Source organism: Acidobacteriota bacterium, assembly GCA_009861545.1.
Taxonomy (GTDB): domain Bacteria; phylum Acidobacteriota; class Vicinamibacteria; order Vicinamibacterales; family UBA8438; genus WTFV01.
In genome coordinates this window covers 1-17072 of the sequence record VXME01000069.1, presented here as the reverse complement: position 1 = coordinate 17072, position 17072 = coordinate 1, and the positions used below count along the sequence as shown (strand labels likewise).

At 68.5% G+C, this 17072-nt stretch carries 17 protein-coding genes and 1 pseudogene; 10 read left to right on the top strand and 8 right to left on the bottom strand.

Annotated elements, in window-relative coordinates; all coding sequences use genetic code 11:
* Positions 1-197: 197 nt before the first annotated feature.
* Both F4X11_11365 and F4X11_11360 read left to right on the top strand, forming a co-directional pair.
* A complete protein-coding gene (locus tag F4X11_11365; protein ID MYN65611.1) occupies positions 198-833 on the top strand; it encodes an AAA family ATPase in 636 nt (211 codons plus the stop codon).
* A complete protein-coding gene (locus tag F4X11_11360; GenBank protein ID MYN65610.1) occupies positions 554-1219 on the top strand; it encodes a DUF4143 domain-containing protein in 666 nt (221 codons plus the stop codon). The genes F4X11_11365 and F4X11_11360 overlap by 280 nt, the downstream gene beginning before the upstream one ends.
* A gap of 78 nt (positions 1220-1297) precedes the next feature.
* Here the strand turns inward: F4X11_11360 and F4X11_11355 are convergent, their stop codons facing one another.
* Together F4X11_11355 and F4X11_11350 are read right to left on the bottom strand one after the other, a co-directional pair.
* Complete coding sequence (locus F4X11_11355) at positions 1298-1834, bottom strand: DNA-binding protein (protein ID MYN65609.1); 537 nt, start codon at positions 1832-1834, stop codon at positions 1298-1300.
* 14 nt (positions 1835-1848) lie between these two features.
* Positions 1849-2082 carry a hypothetical protein gene (locus F4X11_11350; protein ID MYN65608.1) on the bottom strand — a complete coding sequence of 78 codons (234 nt, stop codon included), beginning with the start codon at positions 2080-2082 and terminating at the stop codon, positions 1849-1851.
* A gap of 151 nt (positions 2083-2233) precedes the next feature.
* Here F4X11_11350 and F4X11_11345 point away from each other — a divergent pair, with 151 nt between their 5' ends.
* From F4X11_11345 to F4X11_11315, 7 genes are all read left to right on the top strand, one after another.
* Entirely contained in the window at positions 2234-3310 is a 1077-nt protein-coding gene (locus F4X11_11345) for a DUF4062 domain-containing protein (protein MYN65607.1), read from the top strand.
* Positions 3311-3449: 139 nt separating this feature from the next.
* Positions 3450-3668 (top strand): hypothetical protein, encoded by a 219-nt coding sequence (locus F4X11_11340; GenBank protein ID MYN65606.1) that lies wholly within the window; start codon positions 3450-3452, stop codon positions 3666-3668.
* Positions 3665-4183: a putative toxin-antitoxin system toxin component, PIN family gene (locus F4X11_11335; protein ID MYN65605.1), complete on the top strand. Its 519-nt coding sequence runs from the start codon at positions 3665-3667 to the stop codon at positions 4181-4183. Before F4X11_11340 ends, F4X11_11335 begins: the two co-directional genes overlap by 4 nt.
* A gap of 78 nt (positions 4184-4261) precedes the next feature.
* Entirely contained in the window at positions 4262-5467 is a 1206-nt protein-coding gene (locus F4X11_11330; protein MYN65604.1) for a RidA family protein, read from the top strand.
* 132 nt (positions 5468-5599) lie between these two features.
* Entirely contained in the window at positions 5600-6781 is a 1182-nt protein-coding gene (locus tag F4X11_11325) for a hypothetical protein (GenBank protein MYN65603.1), read from the top strand.
* A gap of 144 nt (positions 6782-6925) precedes the next feature.
* Entirely contained in the window at positions 6926-8158 is a 1233-nt protein-coding gene (locus F4X11_11320; protein MYN65602.1) for a PQQ-dependent sugar dehydrogenase, read from the top strand.
* A gap of 48 nt (positions 8159-8206) precedes the next feature.
* Positions 8207-9400 (top strand): PQQ-dependent sugar dehydrogenase, encoded by a 1194-nt coding sequence (locus F4X11_11315; GenBank protein ID MYN65601.1) that lies wholly within the window; start codon positions 8207-8209, stop codon positions 9398-9400.
* A gap of 76 nt (positions 9401-9476) precedes the next feature.
* Here F4X11_11315 and F4X11_11310 read toward each other — a convergent pair whose 3' ends face one another.
* The 3 genes from F4X11_11310 to F4X11_11300 are packed head-to-tail and all read right to left on the bottom strand — an operon-like array spanning position 9477 to position 10669.
* A complete protein-coding gene (locus F4X11_11310) occupies positions 9477-10088 on the bottom strand; it encodes a pyridoxamine 5'-phosphate oxidase family protein (protein MYN65600.1) in 612 nt (203 codons plus the stop codon).
* A gap of 54 nt (positions 10089-10142) precedes the next feature.
* Positions 10143-10412 carry a type II toxin-antitoxin system YafQ family toxin gene (locus F4X11_11305; protein MYN65599.1) on the bottom strand — a complete coding sequence of 90 codons (270 nt, stop codon included), beginning with the start codon at positions 10410-10412 and terminating at the stop codon, positions 10143-10145.
* Positions 10409-10669 (bottom strand): type II toxin-antitoxin system RelB/DinJ family antitoxin, encoded by a 261-nt coding sequence (locus F4X11_11300; GenBank protein MYN65598.1) that lies wholly within the window; start codon positions 10667-10669, stop codon positions 10409-10411. Before F4X11_11300 ends, F4X11_11305 begins: the two co-directional genes overlap by 4 nt.
* A gap of 262 nt (positions 10670-10931) precedes the next feature.
* Here F4X11_11300 and F4X11_11295 point away from each other — a divergent pair, with 262 nt between their 5' ends.
* Positions 10932-12947 carry a PQQ-binding-like beta-propeller repeat protein gene (locus F4X11_11295; GenBank protein MYN65597.1) on the top strand — a complete coding sequence of 672 codons (2016 nt, stop codon included), beginning with the start codon at positions 10932-10934 and terminating at the stop codon, positions 12945-12947.
* 85 nt (positions 12948-13032) lie between these two features.
* On the opposite strand, the gene F4X11_11290 is transcribed toward F4X11_11295, so the two are convergent.
* From F4X11_11290 to F4X11_11280, 3 genes and pseudogenes are all read right to left on the bottom strand, one after another.
* A complete protein-coding gene (locus F4X11_11290; protein MYN65596.1) occupies positions 13033-14070 on the bottom strand; it encodes a hypothetical protein in 1038 nt (345 codons plus the stop codon).
* A gap of 312 nt (positions 14071-14382) precedes the next feature.
* Positions 14383-16257, bottom strand: a pseudogene (locus F4X11_11285) (hypothetical protein).
* Between the two features lie 60 nt (positions 16258-16317).
* Positions 16318-17072 (bottom strand): efflux RND transporter permease subunit (locus F4X11_11280; GenBank protein MYN65595.1); only part of this gene is annotated, 755 nt, incomplete at its 5' end.

Below are 17072 nucleotides of genomic sequence, written 5' to 3'. Positions count from 1 at the left end.
TCGGCTCGCGCCTACAATTGTCGCATCTGTTTTCTGCGGCGCAGACTCCTAGCCCCCGAAACGCCTCGCCGACTCGGCGTCTCGGCCCGTCCCCGCCAAGCCATGCCCTTGCGTCCCGGAACTCCGCTGCGTTCTGCGGCGCAAGCTCTCAGCCACGCCCGGCTCCGGATTCGCGGCCGGGGCATAGAATCCGCTGAATCCCACCTGCGGCAGTTCAATTATCTGTAGAATCGTCAACTGTGCCATCTAAAAAACAGATATTCCGGTGGCTGGCCACGCGGCTTCCCCCCGCGGACAAGCATAGACTGGTGGTGCTCACCGGCGCGCGCCAGACCGGCAAGACCACGCTCGCACGGCGCTTGTACCGCGATCTCCGGTACGTGAACCTCGACGCGATTGAGGAGCGGGAGGCGTTGCGCGGTCTGCGCAGCGGAAGCTGGGGGCGCGCCGTGGGCCCTGCCGTCATCGATGAGGCGCAGAAGGAGCCGGGCGTCTTCGACAAGGTCAAGCTGGCGTACGACGAGCAGCAGATAGCGTTCTCGGTCCTGCTGGGATCGTCCCGGGTTCTGCTCCTCGATCGCGTGCGCGAGTCTCTGGCCGGCCGCGCGTTCGTCTACGACCTCTGGCCGCTCATGGCCTCCGAGGTGCGCTGCCGGGCCGAGACACCCCCGAAGCGCCCACTGTTCGATCGCCTGGTCACGGCGCCGCAGGAGCTCGCGAAGACGCTGGGCGCCGTGCCGGCACGGCGCGCCGCTACCTGGAGTACCTGCGGCTCTCGTACCAGGTCGTGCTGCTGCAGCCGTACGCCCGCAATCTCACCAGCTCGACGGTGAAGACGCCCAAGCTCTACTGGATGGATCTCGGCCTGCTCCGTCACGGCACGCGTAACTGGGGAGAGCTCACCGGGCCGTTGTTCGAGACGCTGGTCGTCTCGGAGGCACGCAAGTGGATCGACACCCTCGGGCGCGACGTGTCGCTCCACTTCTATCGCACGCGCTCGGGACGCGAGGTCGACCTGCTGATCGACGCGGGCAACGGGATAATCGGCATCGAGATCAAGAACCGCGTCCGCGTCGCCCGCACCGACTGCACCGGCCTGCTAGCGTTGGCCCGGACGCTGGGCGACGAGTGGGCCGGCGGCCTCGTCGTCCATCGGGGAGAGGCTCTGGAGGAACTGGCTCCCGGACTCTGGGCGGTCCCGGCGCACCGGCTGTTCTGAACCGCGGCTGGCCGACACTCTCGTCGGCGGGATGTAGTCTCCGGGACCGGCTGTTCGGAGGCTCGGGTCCTCACCGGCTTACAGGCCCGCCAGCACCCGCAGACTCGTTCGCCGGCCGGCGCCGAGCCGGTGCCCGTGATGACGGAGCTCCAGGCTGGCGCTGATGGCAGCCAACGCGTGATCCTCTACCGTCGCCGTCTCTTCCCCGAGGCTCGTCGCCAGCCATCGTTCCACGTCCGACCAGCGCCACAGCCTGTACCGGCCGCGTGGATCGGTGACCGGCGGCGGAAAACCTCCCGGGCCGCGGGCGCCAGTCACCAGCAGCCGCACCCCTTCTCGCGTGCGACCGGTACGAGCGGCGATGTCCGCCATCGACACCAAGCCGGCGTCTGCTATCCGGACGACTTTCACCCCATCGACCCGCTCGATGTCGGCGACCGCCGACAATACGGCTTCCACAAGCCCCGCGGCCTCGCGGTCGAACTCCGCGTACTGGATGCCGTCCGTTCGACCGATCAGCGCATCGTCGCACCCCGCCTCGTACAGGGCATCGACGACCGCACCGCTCTGAACATCCGGGCCGTCGACGATCAGCGTGAAGTGATGGGTCGACATCGGCTGCTCCCTCCTCATCCCCGATGCGGGCAACGGGCCACCACGCGTCGAAGCTGCCTCGCATGAGCGCCGGGATTGCGGGGCGTTGACCATATCGACGCCTGGCATCCCAAGCGACTGGACTCCGTGCACCGGACGACACCCCAGCGATGCCCGGATGACGTGGGCGTCACCGTCCATCCGGCCGCCTCGGCATCGGCCAGGGCGCCCTCAACCTCCTTCTTCGGGTGCCTCGGCCTTGCCGCCATCCCGAAATTCACGATACGATTTCCTGTTGTTTCGTGTCAACGCCAGAAGAGTATCGTGGCAGGACGAGGAACTTCCCGAGACGACGGGGGCTTCCCGGACTGTCGGGTTGAAGAACCGAGAACGAGCACGCGATAGCATCGTACCAAGCAAATGGAAAAGCGATACCAGGTATTCATCAGCTCCACGTTCCGCGATCTCGTGCAGGAACGTCAGGAAGTCCTCAAAGCGGTCCTCGAAATCGACCACATGCCTGCCGGCATGGAGCTGTTTCCGGCAGCGGACGACGCCGCGTGGCAGCTCATCAAGGACGTCATCGACGGGTCGGATTACTACGTGGTGATCATCGGCGGCCGCTACGGATCACTGGACGATACCGGCATCGGATACACCGAGAAGGAATACGACTATGCCGTGAGCCAGAAGAAGCCCGTCATCCCTCTGCTGCACAAGAATCCGGACAATCTTCCCCGTGACAAGACCGAGACCGAGACCGAGTCCTGGGAGAAGCTCAAGAAGTTCCGCAGGCGGGTGGAAGAGAGCCACACGTGCGTGTACTGGACCAACGGGGACGACCTCAAGGCCAAGGTCATCGTCGGATTGACGTCAGCCGTCAAGCGTCATCCCGCCACCGGATGGGTGCGCGCGGACAAGGTTCCTACGGAGTCCACGGTCGCGGAAATCCTCAAGCTCAGGAACCGCGTAGCGGAACTCGAGCAGAGCGCCGAGGCGGACAAGACGCATCCTCCGGAAGGTACGGAGGACCTGATGCAGGGAGATGATGAATTCGAAATACACTTCGAGTTCGTCGCAAGTTCGGGATATTCCGATGAAGACGAGAAACATCGAGGAAGCCACCGGTTCACGTGGAACGCGATCTTCGGTGCGGTCGCGCCCGGGATGATTAACGAGTGCCCAGAACATCGGCTTTCGATAAATTTTCGTCATGCTTTCGCACAGGGAGCCAGAGCAGCTATGCGTAGCAAGAAGAACCTAAGGGGATACAAACTGGTCCAATTCCAGTTTAGCGACGACGAAATCGAAACCTGTCTACTTCAGTTTCGGGCTCTGGGCCTGATCGTCGAGAGCGTGCGCGCAAGAAGCGTCAAGGATAGGAGCACATACTGGAAGCTCACGCCATATGGCGACTACCTGATGACTCAACTTCGTGCTCTTCGTCGGACTCCGGCCCATAGTCCAGCCACGAAGGGCCAAGTGACCGCCAAGTAGAGTGGCGCGCTGTGGGCCAACGGGTTTCGTCTGGCTTCGTAGCGCGGGACGGACGGCAGAGCGAACACTGCGCATGTCCTTGCCAACTCAACCGAGCACGTGTTGACCAACCGCCCTACGGTATGACACAGTCATACACATGCAGGAGGTCATCACGATCCGCGTGCCCAAGGGCACCCGACGGAAGCTGGAGGCGCGGGCGCGCGCAGAGAAGCTCACGCTCAGTCAGTACGTCCGGCGGGCGCTCGATGCGGAAGAGCTACTGGGCGCGTTCGAGGCAGCCCGCGCCGAGTTGGTGCCGCAGGCGCGCGCACAGGGCATCTACACGGACGAAGACGTCTTCAAGATCGTGTCGTGACCGTCGTCTTCGACACGAACGTCGTCGTCGCCGCGCTGCTCACGAACGGACTCTGCCGCGAGTGCTTTCGGCGCGCCGTGCGGGGGCGCCTCCTGGTATCCTCGCCCGCGCTACTGCAGGAGCTCGAGTCGACCCTCCGCCGCAAGTTCGCTGCCACCACCGCTTCCGAAGAGTTCCTGGCCACCTTTCGAGATCACGTCAGGCTGGTCGACCCGACGCCCCTGCCCGCACGCGTCTGCCGCGACGAGGACGACGACCTCGTCCTGGCCACGGCGGTCACGGCCGGAGCCGACCGAATCGTGACGGGGGATCAGGACCTTCTCGTGCTCCGCGCGTACGAAGGGGTACGACTGGTGTCGCCGCGGGAGTTCCTCCAATGGCTCGACGGGAGCGAGAGGCCGCAGTCCGACGACGACCCGGAACGGGCGGAGATTCGGGACAACGACGCGCTGACCCGTCAGCTGAGAACCGGTTCCCGGCAGGCTCGTCGGCGCAAGGGCCGCTTCGTCGATTGAGTTCCCGACCGGCGCGGTATCATCCTGCCGGGCCCCGGCGTGAACGACGCGCCCTCGCGGCCCCTGGAGGAACGAATCATGGCTCGCAGACCTCGGCTTTCCATCCTCATCGGCCTCATCGCGTGCGCGATGCCGCTCGCCGCCGCGGCGCAGGTCGAGTACATCGATCCGGCCGGCGGCTTCACGCAGGTTGTCGCCACGACCAACGACGGGATCAAGACCATCTTCGTCTCCGGGCAGGTCGGCCAGGGCGACACGCTGCGAGAGCATGCCGAATCCGCGTTCGCGGGGGTCGTTCGGCGCCTGGAGCAGGCGGGGGCGACACCGGCCGACGTCGTGAAGATCCGGATCTTCGTGAAGGACTTCGAGCCGGCGCAGTATCCGACGATCGCGGAAGCTCGGCTGGCCACCTTCCCCACGGAGGACCAGTGGCCGGCGAGCACGATGGTCGGCGTCAACGAGCTCTTCGCCGAGTCCCTGCGCGTCGAGATAGAGGCGATCGCCGTGGTGGCCGAGCCGGGCGTCGACCTGCGGATCGAGCGCTTCGCACCGTCGAACGGCTTCAGCGGCGCGGTGGCCGTGACGGCGCACGGCGTCAAGACGGTGTATGCGGCCGGGCAGGTCGGCCCCGGCGAAGACCTGGCCGAGCAGACCGCGGCAGTGTGGGAGCGCGTCGCCCAGCGGCTCGACGCCGCGGGGGCGTCGCTTGCGGACCTGATCAAGGCCACCACCTACATCGTCGACTTCGATCCGGAGACCGACCTGCCGGCCTACCGCGCGGGCCGCGAGCAGGCGCTGGCGCTCGACGACATGCCGGCGAGCACGCTGCTGGGAATCCCGAAGCTGGCGGCGGACCAGTACCGCATCGAGATCGACGGCATCGCGGTGGTCGGCGTGGACGGCAACGCCGTCGAGCGGGAGTTCATCGATCCCGCCACCGGCTTCACGCAGGCGGTGACGGCGCGCGGCACGGGCCCGAAGGTGGTCCAGGTCTCCGGCCAGGTGGGACAGCCGGGCGATTCGCTCGAGAGCCAGGCCGACCAGGTCTACGCCAACCTGCGGCGGCGCCTGGAGGCCGCCGGGGCGGGCCCGGAAGACCTGCTGAAGACCGTGATCTACATGCCGGAGTACACGCGAGGCGACTTCGCGGTGGTCGACGCGGCGCGCAAGGCGCACGGCTTCCCGGACGAGGCGGTGCCGGCGGCGACGCTGCTCGGCATCCAGTCGCTGTTCGCGGACGGCGCGCTGCTGGAGATCGAAGGCATCGCGGTCGTCGAACCGTGACCGGCGCCCCCCCGCAAGCGAGATGCGGTCCGGATTCGCGTCCGCGCCATCGTTCAACATCTGGATGGCTATGGGCGTTATGATGGCTCTCCCTGCGGTCAACCAGCGTTTGGACAGATTGAGGAGGCGGGCATGAGGCAATGGATAAGGACGGCGGTCGTGCTCGCGCTGGTCGGGACCCTTCCGGTCGGGTTGCCCGCCGCGCTCGCCGGACAGCTTCCCGACGACATCAATCCGGAGTCGCGCAGCCGCCTGCCGCCGATCGACCGGACGGAGCTCGACACCGCCCGCCGCGAGGCGTACGACGCGGCGGTGGCGAGCCCGGCCGGCGCGCCCACCGGGGCCGCGGCGCTGCGATTGCATGGATCGGGCGCGAGCCTGCGGTTCGAGGCGCCGATGGGGCGGCAGTTGACCGAGCTGACGATTCTGACAACGGCGCGCGAGTACGATCAGCCGTACGAATGGGCGCTGCACGAGTTGGAGGCGATCGCGGTCAGCCTCGACGAAGAGATCATCGACATCGTGCGGCACCGCAAGCCGATCACCGGCATGAGCGACCGCGAGGCGATCATCATCGAGCTCGGCCGGGAGCTGTTCGGCACGCGGGCGTTGAGCGCCGACACCTATGCGCGGGCGCTGGCCCTGCACGGCAAGACCAACCTAGTGGACATCGTCGACGTGATGGGCCGCTACGCGAGCACCGCCGCCACGCTGACGGGGTTCAACCAGCGGATGCCGGCCGGCTGGCGTCAGTCCCTGCCGCTGCCCTTCACCCATCCGGACGACATCCACCCCGATTCGCGCAGCCGCCTGCCGCTGCGGAGCGCGGCGAGCCGCACGTCGGTGGCCGAGCTCTACGGCCGCATGCTGTCGCCGTCGGGAATCGGGCCGGGCGTCATCCGCAGCTACGGGGCCGGACAGGCGACGCTGGAGGACCGGGTGGGACGCCGGTTGATGCAGCTCGCCATCCTGGTGACGGCGCGCACGCACGACTCGCAGTACGACTGGACGATGAACGAGCCGAAGGCGCTCGAAGCGGGCCTTGAGCCGGAGCTGATCGACATCGTCCGTCACGGCCGGCCGCTGGACGGCGTGGGGGAGAAGGACGCCATCCTGATCGCTTACGGCCGCGAGCTGTTCGGGGACCACAACGTCAGCGCCGAGACCTACGCGCGCGCAGAGCAGGCGTTCGGCGTGCAGGACCTGGTGGACATCACCGGGCTGATGGGCGCCCACGCGGCGGACGCCGCCGTGCTGGCCGCCTTCGACCAGCGCCTGCCGGAGGGAGTGGAGCCGCTCCTGCCGCTGGAGTAGCGGCCGGAGAGAGAGGACCGAGCAGGGAACGGTCCGGGACTCGCGGCCCCGGTCGGCGGTCGAGCACGGCCACCGCCCTCGGGCCGGCAACCGGACAGACTCGGCGGCGCAACAACGGATGTGACTTCGAGCCGGGATCGGCTCATGCGGGAGGTTGGCATGAAGGTCAGACGTTCGATTTACTTGGCGGCGCCTCTGCTGCTCTGCCTGATCACGGTCGGCTACGCGCAGGACGAAGAACCCATCGGCGTGCCGGTGCCGCCGCTGGGCGACGGTCCCTGGGTGATCGACACCGCCGAGCAGCACAAGATCCGCGTCAGCGTCGTGGCCGACGGGCTGTCACACCCCTGGAGCATCGCGTTCCTGCCGGACGGCGGAATGCTGATTGTCGAGCGCGACGGCTGGCTGCGCCTGGTTCGCGATGACAAGCTCCACCCGCGCCCCATCACCGGCGTGCCGGAAGTGCGGGACGACGGCAACGGCGGCCTGATGGACGTGGCGCTCCACCCGAACTTCGCCGACAACGGGCTGGTCTATCTCACCTACACCAAGCGGCACGACGACGGCCGCGGCTCGCCCGCCCTCGCGCGGGGCCGCCTCGACGGACACGCGCTGCGCGACGTGAAGGACCTGCTGGTGACCGAGCCCTTCGACACCAACTCGGGGCTCAACGGACGGGTCTCCTTCGGCAGCGACGGCAAGGTGTACATGTCGACCGGAGGCCGGATCCGGAACCTGGGCGGTGATCTCCTCGAGGCCCCGCAGGACCCGATGAGCCTGCGCGGCAAGGTCCTGCGCCTCAACGACGACGGGTCGGTGCCGGACGACAACCCGTTCGTGGACGAGCCGGGCCACCGGCCGGAGCTCTTCACCATCGGCCATCGCAACACGCTCGGCCTCATCCTGCACCCCGGGACCGGCAACATCTGGCAGCACGAGAACGGTCCCAACGGCGGCGACGAGCTCAACGAGCTGCTGCCGGGGCGCAATTACGGCTGGCCGCTGATGAGCTTCGGGCGCCTCTATCCCGGCGCGCGGGTTTCCTCGCATCCGACGCGCGACGGCTACGAGTCGCCGCTCGTGGTCTGGCTGCCCGCCATCGCGGCGGCCGGCATGGACGTCTATACGGGGGACGAGTTCCCCGCGTGGAAGGGCAACCTCTTCGTCGGATCCCTGCAGATGGGCGGCATCCCGGGGACCGGCCACCTGCAGCGCATCGTCTTCAACGAGCACATGGAGGAGCTGCGGCGCGAGCTGATGCTGACGGAGCTGCGGCAGCGCATCCGGGAGGTGCGCGAGGGGCCCGACGGGTTGCTCTACGTGCTGACGGACCACGTCGACGACGGCGCGCTACTGCGGATAGAGCCGGCGCCGTGAACCTCGGCGATCCGCGCTGGAGATGACCCAATCACGCGGGAGGTTCGCATGAGGATCCGACATTCCGTTCTCTTGGCGGCGCCGCTGTTGCTCTGCATGCTCGCGCCCGGCCACGCGCAGGAGGAACGGCCCATCGGCGTCCCGGTGCCGCCGTTGGGTGACGGGCCATGGGTTTTCGATACCGCCGAGCAGCACAAGATCCGCGTCAGCGTCGTGGCCAGGGGGCTGTCGCATCCCTGGGCCATCGCGTTCCTCCCCGACGGCGACATGCTGGTCACCGAGCGGCCTGGTCGTCTTCGCATCGTGCGCGGCGGCGTGCTCGACCCGCACCCCATCTCCGGACTGCCACAGATGAGAACCGAGGGCAACGGCGGGCTCCTGGACGTGGCCCTCCATCCCCGATTCGCCGACAACGGCCTCGTATACCTCACCTATACCAAGCCCGCCGGCAACGGCAGGGGTTCCCCGGCGCTCGCGCGGGGCCGGCTCGAGGCTGGCGCACTCGTCGACGTCGAGGACCTGGTCGTCACCGACGCGCACGAGGGCAACTCGGGTCTCAACGGGCGCGTCGCCTTCGGCCATGACGGCAAGGTCTTCATGTCCACCGGCGGCAACGTGGGGAACGTCGCGCAGGACCCCGCGAGCCTGCGCGGCAAGATGCTGCGCCTCAACGACGATGGCTCCGTACCGGCCGACAACCCGTTCGTGGACCAGCCGGGCTATCGGCCGGAAATCTACGCCTTGGGGCATCGCAATTCGCTGGGCCTCATCGTCCACCCTGAAACCGGGATGCTCTGGAACAACGAGAACGGTCCCAACGGCGGCGACGAGATCAACATCATCCTGCCGGGTCGCAACTACGGTTGGCCGGTCGTCAGCTTCGGACGCAACTATCCCGGCTCGCGCGTTTCCGAACATCCGACGCGCGAGGGGATGGAATCACCACTCGTGGTGTGGCTGCCCGCCATCGCGGTCTCCGGCATGGCCGTCTACACCGGCGACCAGTTTCCTGCGTGGCGAGGCAACGTGCTCGTAGGATCCCTGCGCGAGGGCGGCATTTCGGGCACGGGCCACGTGCAGCGCATCGTGTTCAACGACAACACAGAGGAGCTGCGGCGCGAGTCGATGTTGACGGAGCTCAGGCAACGTATCCGGGAAGTGCGCGAAGGGCCCGACGGATTCGTCTATCTGCTGACGGACGAGGACGACGGGGCGCTCCTGCGCATCGAGCCGCATCCGTGAGCTTCAGGATAGCGTCGTCTGCGCCGACACCATTCTCTGCGGTACAGACTCCCGGTCCGGCCTGGCGCCGTCGGGGTCAATAGAGATCAGTCCTGGCGCTCTGCGCCGAGTCGGCGTCGATCTCGGCGGCGTCGGCGCCCGCGATCTGATCGGCCAGCACCTGTCCGTAGGTCGGGAACCGGGAGCGTTCGACCCGCGCCTCCGGTTCCCAGACGCGGGCCCGGATGAGCGCCTTGGCGCAATGGAGATAGGCCTCTTCCACGGTCACCTTCACGGCCAGGATCGGAATCTTGCCGCGGATAGCCAGCGGAGCCAGGAACTCCCGCTCATCGACGATCTCCACGCGCCCGTTGATCCGCAGGGTCTCGTTCCAGCCCGGCACGAAGAACACCAGCCCCGCGTAGGGACGCTCCACCAGGTTCGTCAACGTGTCCAGTTGGCGGTTTCCCGGCCGGTCGGGGATCAGCAGCGTCCTGTCGTCCAGCACGTGTGCCAGCGATCCGGGCAGGTCTCCTCGGGGCGAGGCGTCGGCCCGCCCGTCCGCCCGCGACGAGCTGATCACGCAGAGCGGAGACAGGGCGATGAAGTTGCGGCAGTGGACGTCGAGATGGTCCAGCACCTTGAGCCCGGACCGTGCGCGGGGAGGACGGTAGACCGCACGGAGCTTCGCCACACTGTCGATCGCCATGTGTCTCTCCCGCTGAAGGAGCGCGTCGTCTATTCTCGAGGATACCGCGCACGATCAGGCGAACAGATCCGAATGTGTACCGGTTCGGACCAAAACCAGAACATCATCGTCCTGGATCCAGATCAGCAGCCAGTCCGGCTCGATGTGGCACTCCCAGGATCCGGACCAAACCCCGGACAGCCGATGCTGTCGGTGGCGCGGGTCGAGCGCCTGTCCGCCAAGCAGCCGATCGACGACAGCCCAGAGCCTGCCGAGGTCCTTGCCTCTTTTCTTCGCCCGCTTCAGGTCTCTCCCGAAACGTTTCGTGGTCAGGAGGCGCATCAATCAGCGTGCGCCGCCGTGAGATCGTCGAGGCCACCGTACTCCGTGAGACCATCCCCCTCAACTGCCTGACGCAGAGCCTCGCGGGTCTCCGCGTTGGGAATCCTCACCGGAAAAGGCAGGCCGTGCTGCAAGGTCACCTGCCTGTAGAACAGCGTGATGGCCGCGGTCGGCGACAGGCCGAGCGTCGACAGGATCTGTTCGGCCTCGTGCTTCAGGTCGGGTTCCAGGCGTGCGCGGATTGTTGCCGTCTTGGCCATGCGTGCTCCTTGGGTTGTGGCGCCATTGTAGCAACGAATGAGGAACATTCGTGTACGATCCACGCGCTCCGTCCTTTCGTGCTCGTGGGTGGAGAGCGCGGGACTACGCGAGAGGGCGCTGCGATCCGGGAGCTTGCGCCGCAGAACGTAGCGAAGCAGAGTTCCGAGACGCAAGCTCATGGTGAGGACGGGATGGGCCGAAACGCCGAGCCTGCGAGGCGTTTCGGGGCGCTAGAATGGCGGTTCCAACGGGAGGAACGCCATGCTGCTACGACTGACAGATAGGCAAGGCATGTTGCGGCGCATCGCTGGCGCCGTCGTGGCCGCTGCCCTGCTCTGGTGCTCCCCCGCCGCCCAGCAAGGCGCCCAGGACGGGCAGTGGCCCGCGTACGGCGGAGACCACGGGAGCACGAAGTACTCGCCGCTCGAGCAGATCGACGGCACCAACGTCCACCGCCTCCGCGTCGCCTGGCGGTGGGAGTCGCCCGACAACCCAATCGTCACCGCCAACCGCAGGACGCTGCCGGCGATACCGGACGCCTTCAAGTCGACGCCGGTGCTCGTCGACGGTGTCCTGTACATCAAGACGTCGCTGTCGCAGGCAGCGGCCATCGACGCCGCTACCGGGGAGACGCTCTGGACGTTCGACCCGGGAAGCTGGGAGGGCGAGCGGCCGGCGAACACCGGGTTCAACTCGCGGGGCGTGGCCTACTGGTCGGACGGGCGGGACGCGCGCATCTTCCTGCCTACCGGCAACGCCTACCTCTGGGCGCTCGATGCGCGTACCGGAAGGCCGATCGCCGACTTCGGCGCCGACGGGGCCATCGACGCCACGCAGGGGCTGCGCCGGCCGATCCCACGGCGCGACTACCAGTTGATGTCGGTGCCGATCGTGGTCGGCGACGTGGTCGTGATCGGGTCGGTGGTGTTCGACGGCCCGCGGTTCCAGCTCGACGCGCCGGGCGACGTGCGCGGCTTCGACGTCCGCACCGGGGAGGAACTGTGGGAGTTCCACACCATCCCCCAGCCGGGCGAGTTCGGCAACGAGACGTGGGAGAACGGCTCGTGGGAGTACTCCGGCTCGACCAACGCCTGGGGCATGCTGACCGCCGACACGGAGCTCGGCTACGTCTACCTGCCGATCGGCACGCCCACCAACGACTACTACGGCGGTCACCGCCTCGGCGACAACCTCTTCGCCGAGAGCATCGTCTGCCTGGACGCGGCGACCGGCGAGCGGGTCTGGCACTTCCAGTTCGTCCACCACGGGCTCTGGGACTACGACGCGACGGCGGCACCCGTGCTCGTGGACATCGAGGTCGACGGCCGGCCCATCAAGGCCGTTGCGGTGGTGACGAAGCAGGCCTACACCTATGTCTTCGACCGCGTCACCGGCGAACCCGTCTGGCCGATCGAGGAGCGGCCGGTCCCGCAGACGACCGTGCCCGGTGAGCGGACCGCACCGACCCAGCCGCATCCGACGAAGCCGCCGCCATTCGACCGGCAGGGGGTGTCGATCGACAGCCTGATCGACTTCACGCCGGAGCTGCGGGCCGAGGCGGTCGAGATCCTGGAGGAGTTCACCTACGGACCGCTCTTCGAGCCGATCACCGCCGCGGGCGACGACGGCAAGCGCGGCACGATCCTCATGCCCGGCGCCATCGGCGGCGCCAACTGGCACGGCGCGGCGGTCGACCCGGAGACCGGCTGGCTCTATGTGCCGTCGCGCACGCAGCCGAGCGTCGTCCTGCTCGGGCCCCCGGACCCGGGCACGTCGGACTTCCGCTACCGGCGGACCCGTTCGGGCGGTCTGCGCGGCCCGCGGGGCCTGCCGCTGTGGAAGCCGCCCTACGTCCGGCTCAGCGCCTTCGACCTGAACACCGGCACCGAGGCGTGGATGGTCCCCCTCGGCGACGGCCCGCGCCGGGAGGTGATGGACCTCGGCGTTCCCGATCCCGGACCGCTTGGGGGCGGCTCCTACACGGGGCCACTGCTCACCAGGACGCTGCTCTTCCTCGGCTTCCGTGGACGGCGCGACAGCCCGGACCTCGGCTTCATCAGCCGCGACCCCGATGCGCCCGTCAACCCGCGCACGCTGTCGACCACGCCGTACCTGCTCGCCTTCGACAAGGCAACGGGCGAGACGGTGCATGCCCTGGAGCTCGACGTGGCGCCGACCGGAACCCCGATGACCTACCTGCAGGACGGCCGGCAGTTCATCGTTCTGGCGTATGGCGCGGCGAACGACGCGGGCCTGATCGCGCTGGCGTCGGAGTGAGAACCGGGCGCGATGGGACGACGCCGCCGAAGCGCCGTCCCATGGAGCACGTCGAACGCTCGTTCGTGCGACGCGCTGACGGCTGCTACCTGGCGGCGGCCTCGGCCTCCTGCACGCGCGAGCCGGCCATGATGCCGTGCATCCCGTAGTTGCCTTCGTGACAGGCGAACTCGAACATCAGGTCCGGGTTCCGCTTCATCGGATGCTGTGCGGTCCAGGAGCGCGTCCAGATGCTGGGATCGCGGACCGTGTACTCGTACATCAGGTTCTCCCCGTCCATCAGCGTGAACCGCTCGACCAGCGCCAGGTTCTCGCCGGTGCTCAGCAGCGGCCGGCCGATCTGGTCGTGCTTGCCGTTGAAATGGACCGTCTCGACGACGAGCGTGTCGCCCTCCCAGTAGCCGCGCGAGTCGCCCATCCACTGGCGCAACCGCGGCGACACGTGGGGCCGCCCGTCGAGCGGGATGATGCGCGCGTCATAGTTCTGCTCGGCCAGGATGACGACGTGGTCGGGCGTCTGGAACAGCATCATGTTGTTGTTGTAGCCGCCGGTGCTCAGCGGCGGGCCGGCCTTGGCGTGCTGGATGCAGCGGTCTCCGGCGTCGAGGTCCTCGTAGCTGGCCGCCGGCAGGCGCCCGCGGCGCACGCCCTCCAGACGCGCCGCCTCGGGCGAGTTGGCGCGGCGCCGCGCCGGCTCGGTCAGGGCCGGCAGCCGCCCGTCGGCAGGATCCACGACCAGCGAGGTGCGGCGCGTCGCGATGGCGGTGGTGCCCCGGTCCAGCCAGAAGTTGTTGTAGAAGCCGGGGGTGCCGTCCGCACGGCGGTCCACCTGGTCGCTGGCGCTCGTGGTCTCGGGAGCGCGGTTCAGCAGGAGCTCGTTGCGGGCGAGGGTCTCCTGCTCGAGCGTCGCGGCCTCTTCCTCAGTCAGGAAAGCCTTGTCTCCCAGCTCCACGGGCCGCTCGAGCGGGGTGAGCGTGCGGTAGTCCCAGGTGCCCTGGAGATCGGGGTGGCCCCACGGCGTGCGGGGACCGGTGGCGTCGGTGGCCTGGGCCGCGGCGAGCATCGGCATCAGCGCCACGCCCGCGATCAGTGCAATCGCCGCCGCCCGTGCTCGATGTGTCATCTTCCCTTCCTCCCGGCGCACGCTCTCGTCCGCGTGCGCCTCTACCGGATCCAATACTACTCCTCGATGCTGGAAAATCGGCCCGGCTGTTCACCGTGCCGGTCTCCAGGCAGGCGCCGGTCGGGACTCCAGCCAGGCAGGCACCGGTCAGGACTCCAGCCAGGCCACGAGAGCCTCGGGCAGCGCTCTCGCCTCGCTCGTGCGCAGGCTCCCGGACCTGCCCGCAGCTTCGAAGGATGCCTCGAACCACGGCAGCGGGAAGCGGGCATGGACGTTGTGCAGCAGCAGCCTGCCGCGCGACAGCAGCGGCGCCGCCGCCCGCACGTCGCCGGCCCGGCGCAGGCCGGGAATGAACAACCCGTCCACGTAGGCGGCATCGTCCGCCGCGTCGAACCGGTCGAGGTCGACGGCCACGGTCAGCTCGCCCGGGTCGAGCGCGGCCGCAAGCAGCACCCACAAGCCGGCCTGCGCGGTGCCGACCACGTTGACGGTCTCCGCGCCCGTGTGCCGGCGCAGGTACGCGATGGCGGTCAGGATGTCCTGCACGCGGTTGGCGTCGTCGCTGCGGTTGAACACGTGGTAGTACGCCTCGGCATTGCGGCCGGCGCCGGCGACATCGCGGTCAGCGACCGCCGCACCGGTCTGGAAGGCATCGATCAGCAGCAGCGGCGCGCCGTGCGCGGCCAGGATCCGGCCCGGCGCCGAACGTTCCGCAGCCTCGGCGCCCTCGGGATGCACGAGCAGCGTTGGTACGCCCGCGTCGCTGCCGGCCCTCGGGCCCGGACCCGCTCCAGCTTCCGCGCCCCGACCCGTGCCCTCGGCTTCCGGCCCTCCGTTGACGAGCCTCGCCGGAATCCGGTCGCCGGCCCCTCTCCGGCCGAGCACCAGCGCGCCGCCCGGCAGGCGTTGCATCACCACGCGGTCCGGCGCGGGAGCCTCGGCGTGGATCGACAGGCCCAACCGCTCGCGGAAGGCGGTCCGGGCCCGCTCCAGCGTGACAGCGTCGCTGACCGCCAGCGCCGCGGTGTCGGCCTCCGCCGCGGCGATGCGCCGGCGGACGAGCTCCTGCAGGTCCACCGCCCCTGCCGGTAATCCCCGTCCCCACAGATAGAGCAGCGAGCTGAGCTGCTCGGGACTGTAGCCGCGCTCCACGAACCGCGCGGCGTCCGGGTCGCCGAGGATGTGCCTCCCGAAGAAGCCGTAGACCGCCTCGCGGCTGTCCCGGTGGTAGTTGTGCGGCGAGTCGAACTGCCGCCACTCCACGTTGGACCCGGCGTCCAGCAGGCGGTAGATGCCCTGCACCGCCGGGAATTCCTCGGCCGGCGTGTTGACGGTCCAGTCTCCGGTCGCCGAGACCAGAAGCTGCGGCTTCGGGGCGAAGGCTGCCGCGAACTCGACGTTGTGCGTGTCGATACGCAGCAGCGGCGCGTTCTCGCAGGGCGATCCCCCCTGCATGAGGAACGACACCATGTTCACGGGGGCGGAATAGCCGATCCGGTCGTCGACGGCGGCCAGCAGGAAGCCCTGGGTGGCCCCGCCGGAGGCGCCGGTGACGCCGATGCGGCCGGCGTCCACGTCGGGCAGCGACGCCAGGTAGTCGACGACCCGGATGCTGTTCCACAACTGCAGGCCGAGCGTGCCGATGAGCCACAGGTGCTCCCGCGGACCGGCGAACCCGTGCGGCGCCTGCCGCGTGTCGTTCCAGCCGACCATGTCGTAGGCGAAGACGACGTGCCCCTGGCGCGCCAAGTTGATGGCCCGCGCCGGCACGGAGTTGAACTCGCTGTTCTCGAAGCGGCCGTAGGGCCAGTGGCCGTGAGGCGAAACGACGGCCGGGAACGGTCCCGGCTTCCCCGCCGGCCGGTACAGGTTGCCGCCGAGGAAGAACCCCGGGTACGTCTCGAGCAGGACGGCGGACACCGAGTAGTCGTCGTGGACCACCGGCTCGCCCGACCGCGGATTCAACGGCGTCTTCTCCGGCAGCGGCGACAGGCCGGCGGAGAAGAGGATCTGCTTGCGAAGGAACGCGGCCCGCTCCTCCCACTCGGCCCGCGAATAGGCCCGCATCGCATAGTGCAGGTCCGTGTGGCGGATCTGCGTGTTGCGGCGGTCCCGCTCGGGGACCTGTGCGGCGGTTGCGGCAGGCGCCAGCAGCGCGACGACCAGACCGAGGAGGCCGACTCTCATGACCATGCAGTCTCCAACCGAGCCCGACCGGCAGCCTGCGCCGTTCGGCCGCACAGACTCTCAGGCCGCGGTTTCGTCACGCGGTCGATACCGCAGGAAGACGGCCGCGGGCACTACGAACATGTTCAGCGCGGTGGACGAGAACAGCCCGCAGACGATGACCATCGCCAGCGGCGCCTGAATCTCGCTGCCCGGCTCGCCGAACCGGAGGGCCACCGGCAACAGCGCCAGACCGGTCGACAGCGCCGTCATGACGATCGGCACCAGACGGTCGACCGAGCCCCGGACGACCGCTTCGCGCACGTCGACCACGCCCTCGTCCTCGCGCAGGCGCCGAATGCGCGACACCAGCATGATGCCGTTTCGGGTAGCGATTCCGAACAGGGCGATGAACCCGATCAGCGCCGCGATGGAGAGCACCCCACCCCCCAGGAAGACGCCGGCCACGCCTCCAATCAACGCCAGCGGCAGGTTGATCATGATGATGGCCGCGTCGCGGGTCGAACGGAACGCGCTGTAGAGGATCAGGAAGATCCCGGCCACCGCCCCGACGCCCAATCCCAGCAGCAGACGTTCGGCTTGCTCTTCCGCTTCGAACTGCCCGCCGTACTCGATGCGGTAGCCTTCGGGCAGGGCAACGCGCCCATCCACCCGCTCGCGCACGTCGGCCACGACGCTTCCCAGGTCGCGGCCGGACACGTTGGCGGTCACGATGATCCGCCGCTGCGCGTTCTCCCGCCCGATGAAGTTCGGACCGCGATCCTCCACGATCTCGGCCAGACTCCCCAGCGGCACGCGCGCGCCGGCCGGCATGT

Excerpts from the sequence above, each read along its gene's own strand:
- F4X11_11355 (MYN65609.1), bottom strand. The coding sequence starts at position 1,834 with ATGTCGACCCATCACTTCACGCTGATCGTCGACGGCCCGGATGTTCAG.
- F4X11_11350 (MYN65608.1), bottom strand. The coding sequence starts at position 2,082 with ATGGCGGCAAGGCCGAGGCACCCGAAGAAGGAGGTTGAGGGCGCCCTG.
- F4X11_11345 (MYN65607.1), top strand. The coding sequence starts at position 2,234 with ATGGAAAAGCGATACCAGGTATTCATCAGCTCCACGTTCCGCGATCTC.
- F4X11_11340 (MYN65606.1), top strand. The coding sequence starts at position 3,450 with ATGCAGGAGGTCATCACGATCCGCGTGCCCAAGGGCACCCGACGGAAG.
- F4X11_11330 (MYN65604.1), top strand. The coding sequence starts at position 4,262 with ATGGCTCGCAGACCTCGGCTTTCCATCCTCATCGGCCTCATCGCGTGC.
- F4X11_11325 (MYN65603.1), top strand. The coding sequence starts at position 5,600 with ATGAGGCAATGGATAAGGACGGCGGTCGTGCTCGCGCTGGTCGGGACC.
- F4X11_11320 (MYN65602.1), top strand. The coding sequence starts at position 6,926 with ATGCGGGAGGTTGGCATGAAGGTCAGACGTTCGATTTACTTGGCGGCG.
- F4X11_11315 (MYN65601.1), top strand. The coding sequence starts at position 8,207 with ATGAGGATCCGACATTCCGTTCTCTTGGCGGCGCCGCTGTTGCTCTGC.
- F4X11_11310 (MYN65600.1), bottom strand. The coding sequence starts at position 10,088 with ATGGCGATCGACAGTGTGGCGAAGCTCCGTGCGGTCTACCGTCCTCCC.
- F4X11_11300 (MYN65598.1), bottom strand. The coding sequence starts at position 10,669 with ATGGCCAAGACGGCAACAATCCGCGCACGCCTGGAACCCGACCTGAAG.
- F4X11_11295 (MYN65597.1), top strand. The coding sequence starts at position 10,932 with ATGCTGCTACGACTGACAGATAGGCAAGGCATGTTGCGGCGCATCGCT.
- F4X11_11290 (MYN65596.1), bottom strand. The coding sequence starts at position 14,070 with ATGACACATCGAGCACGGGCGGCGGCGATTGCACTGATCGCGGGCGTG.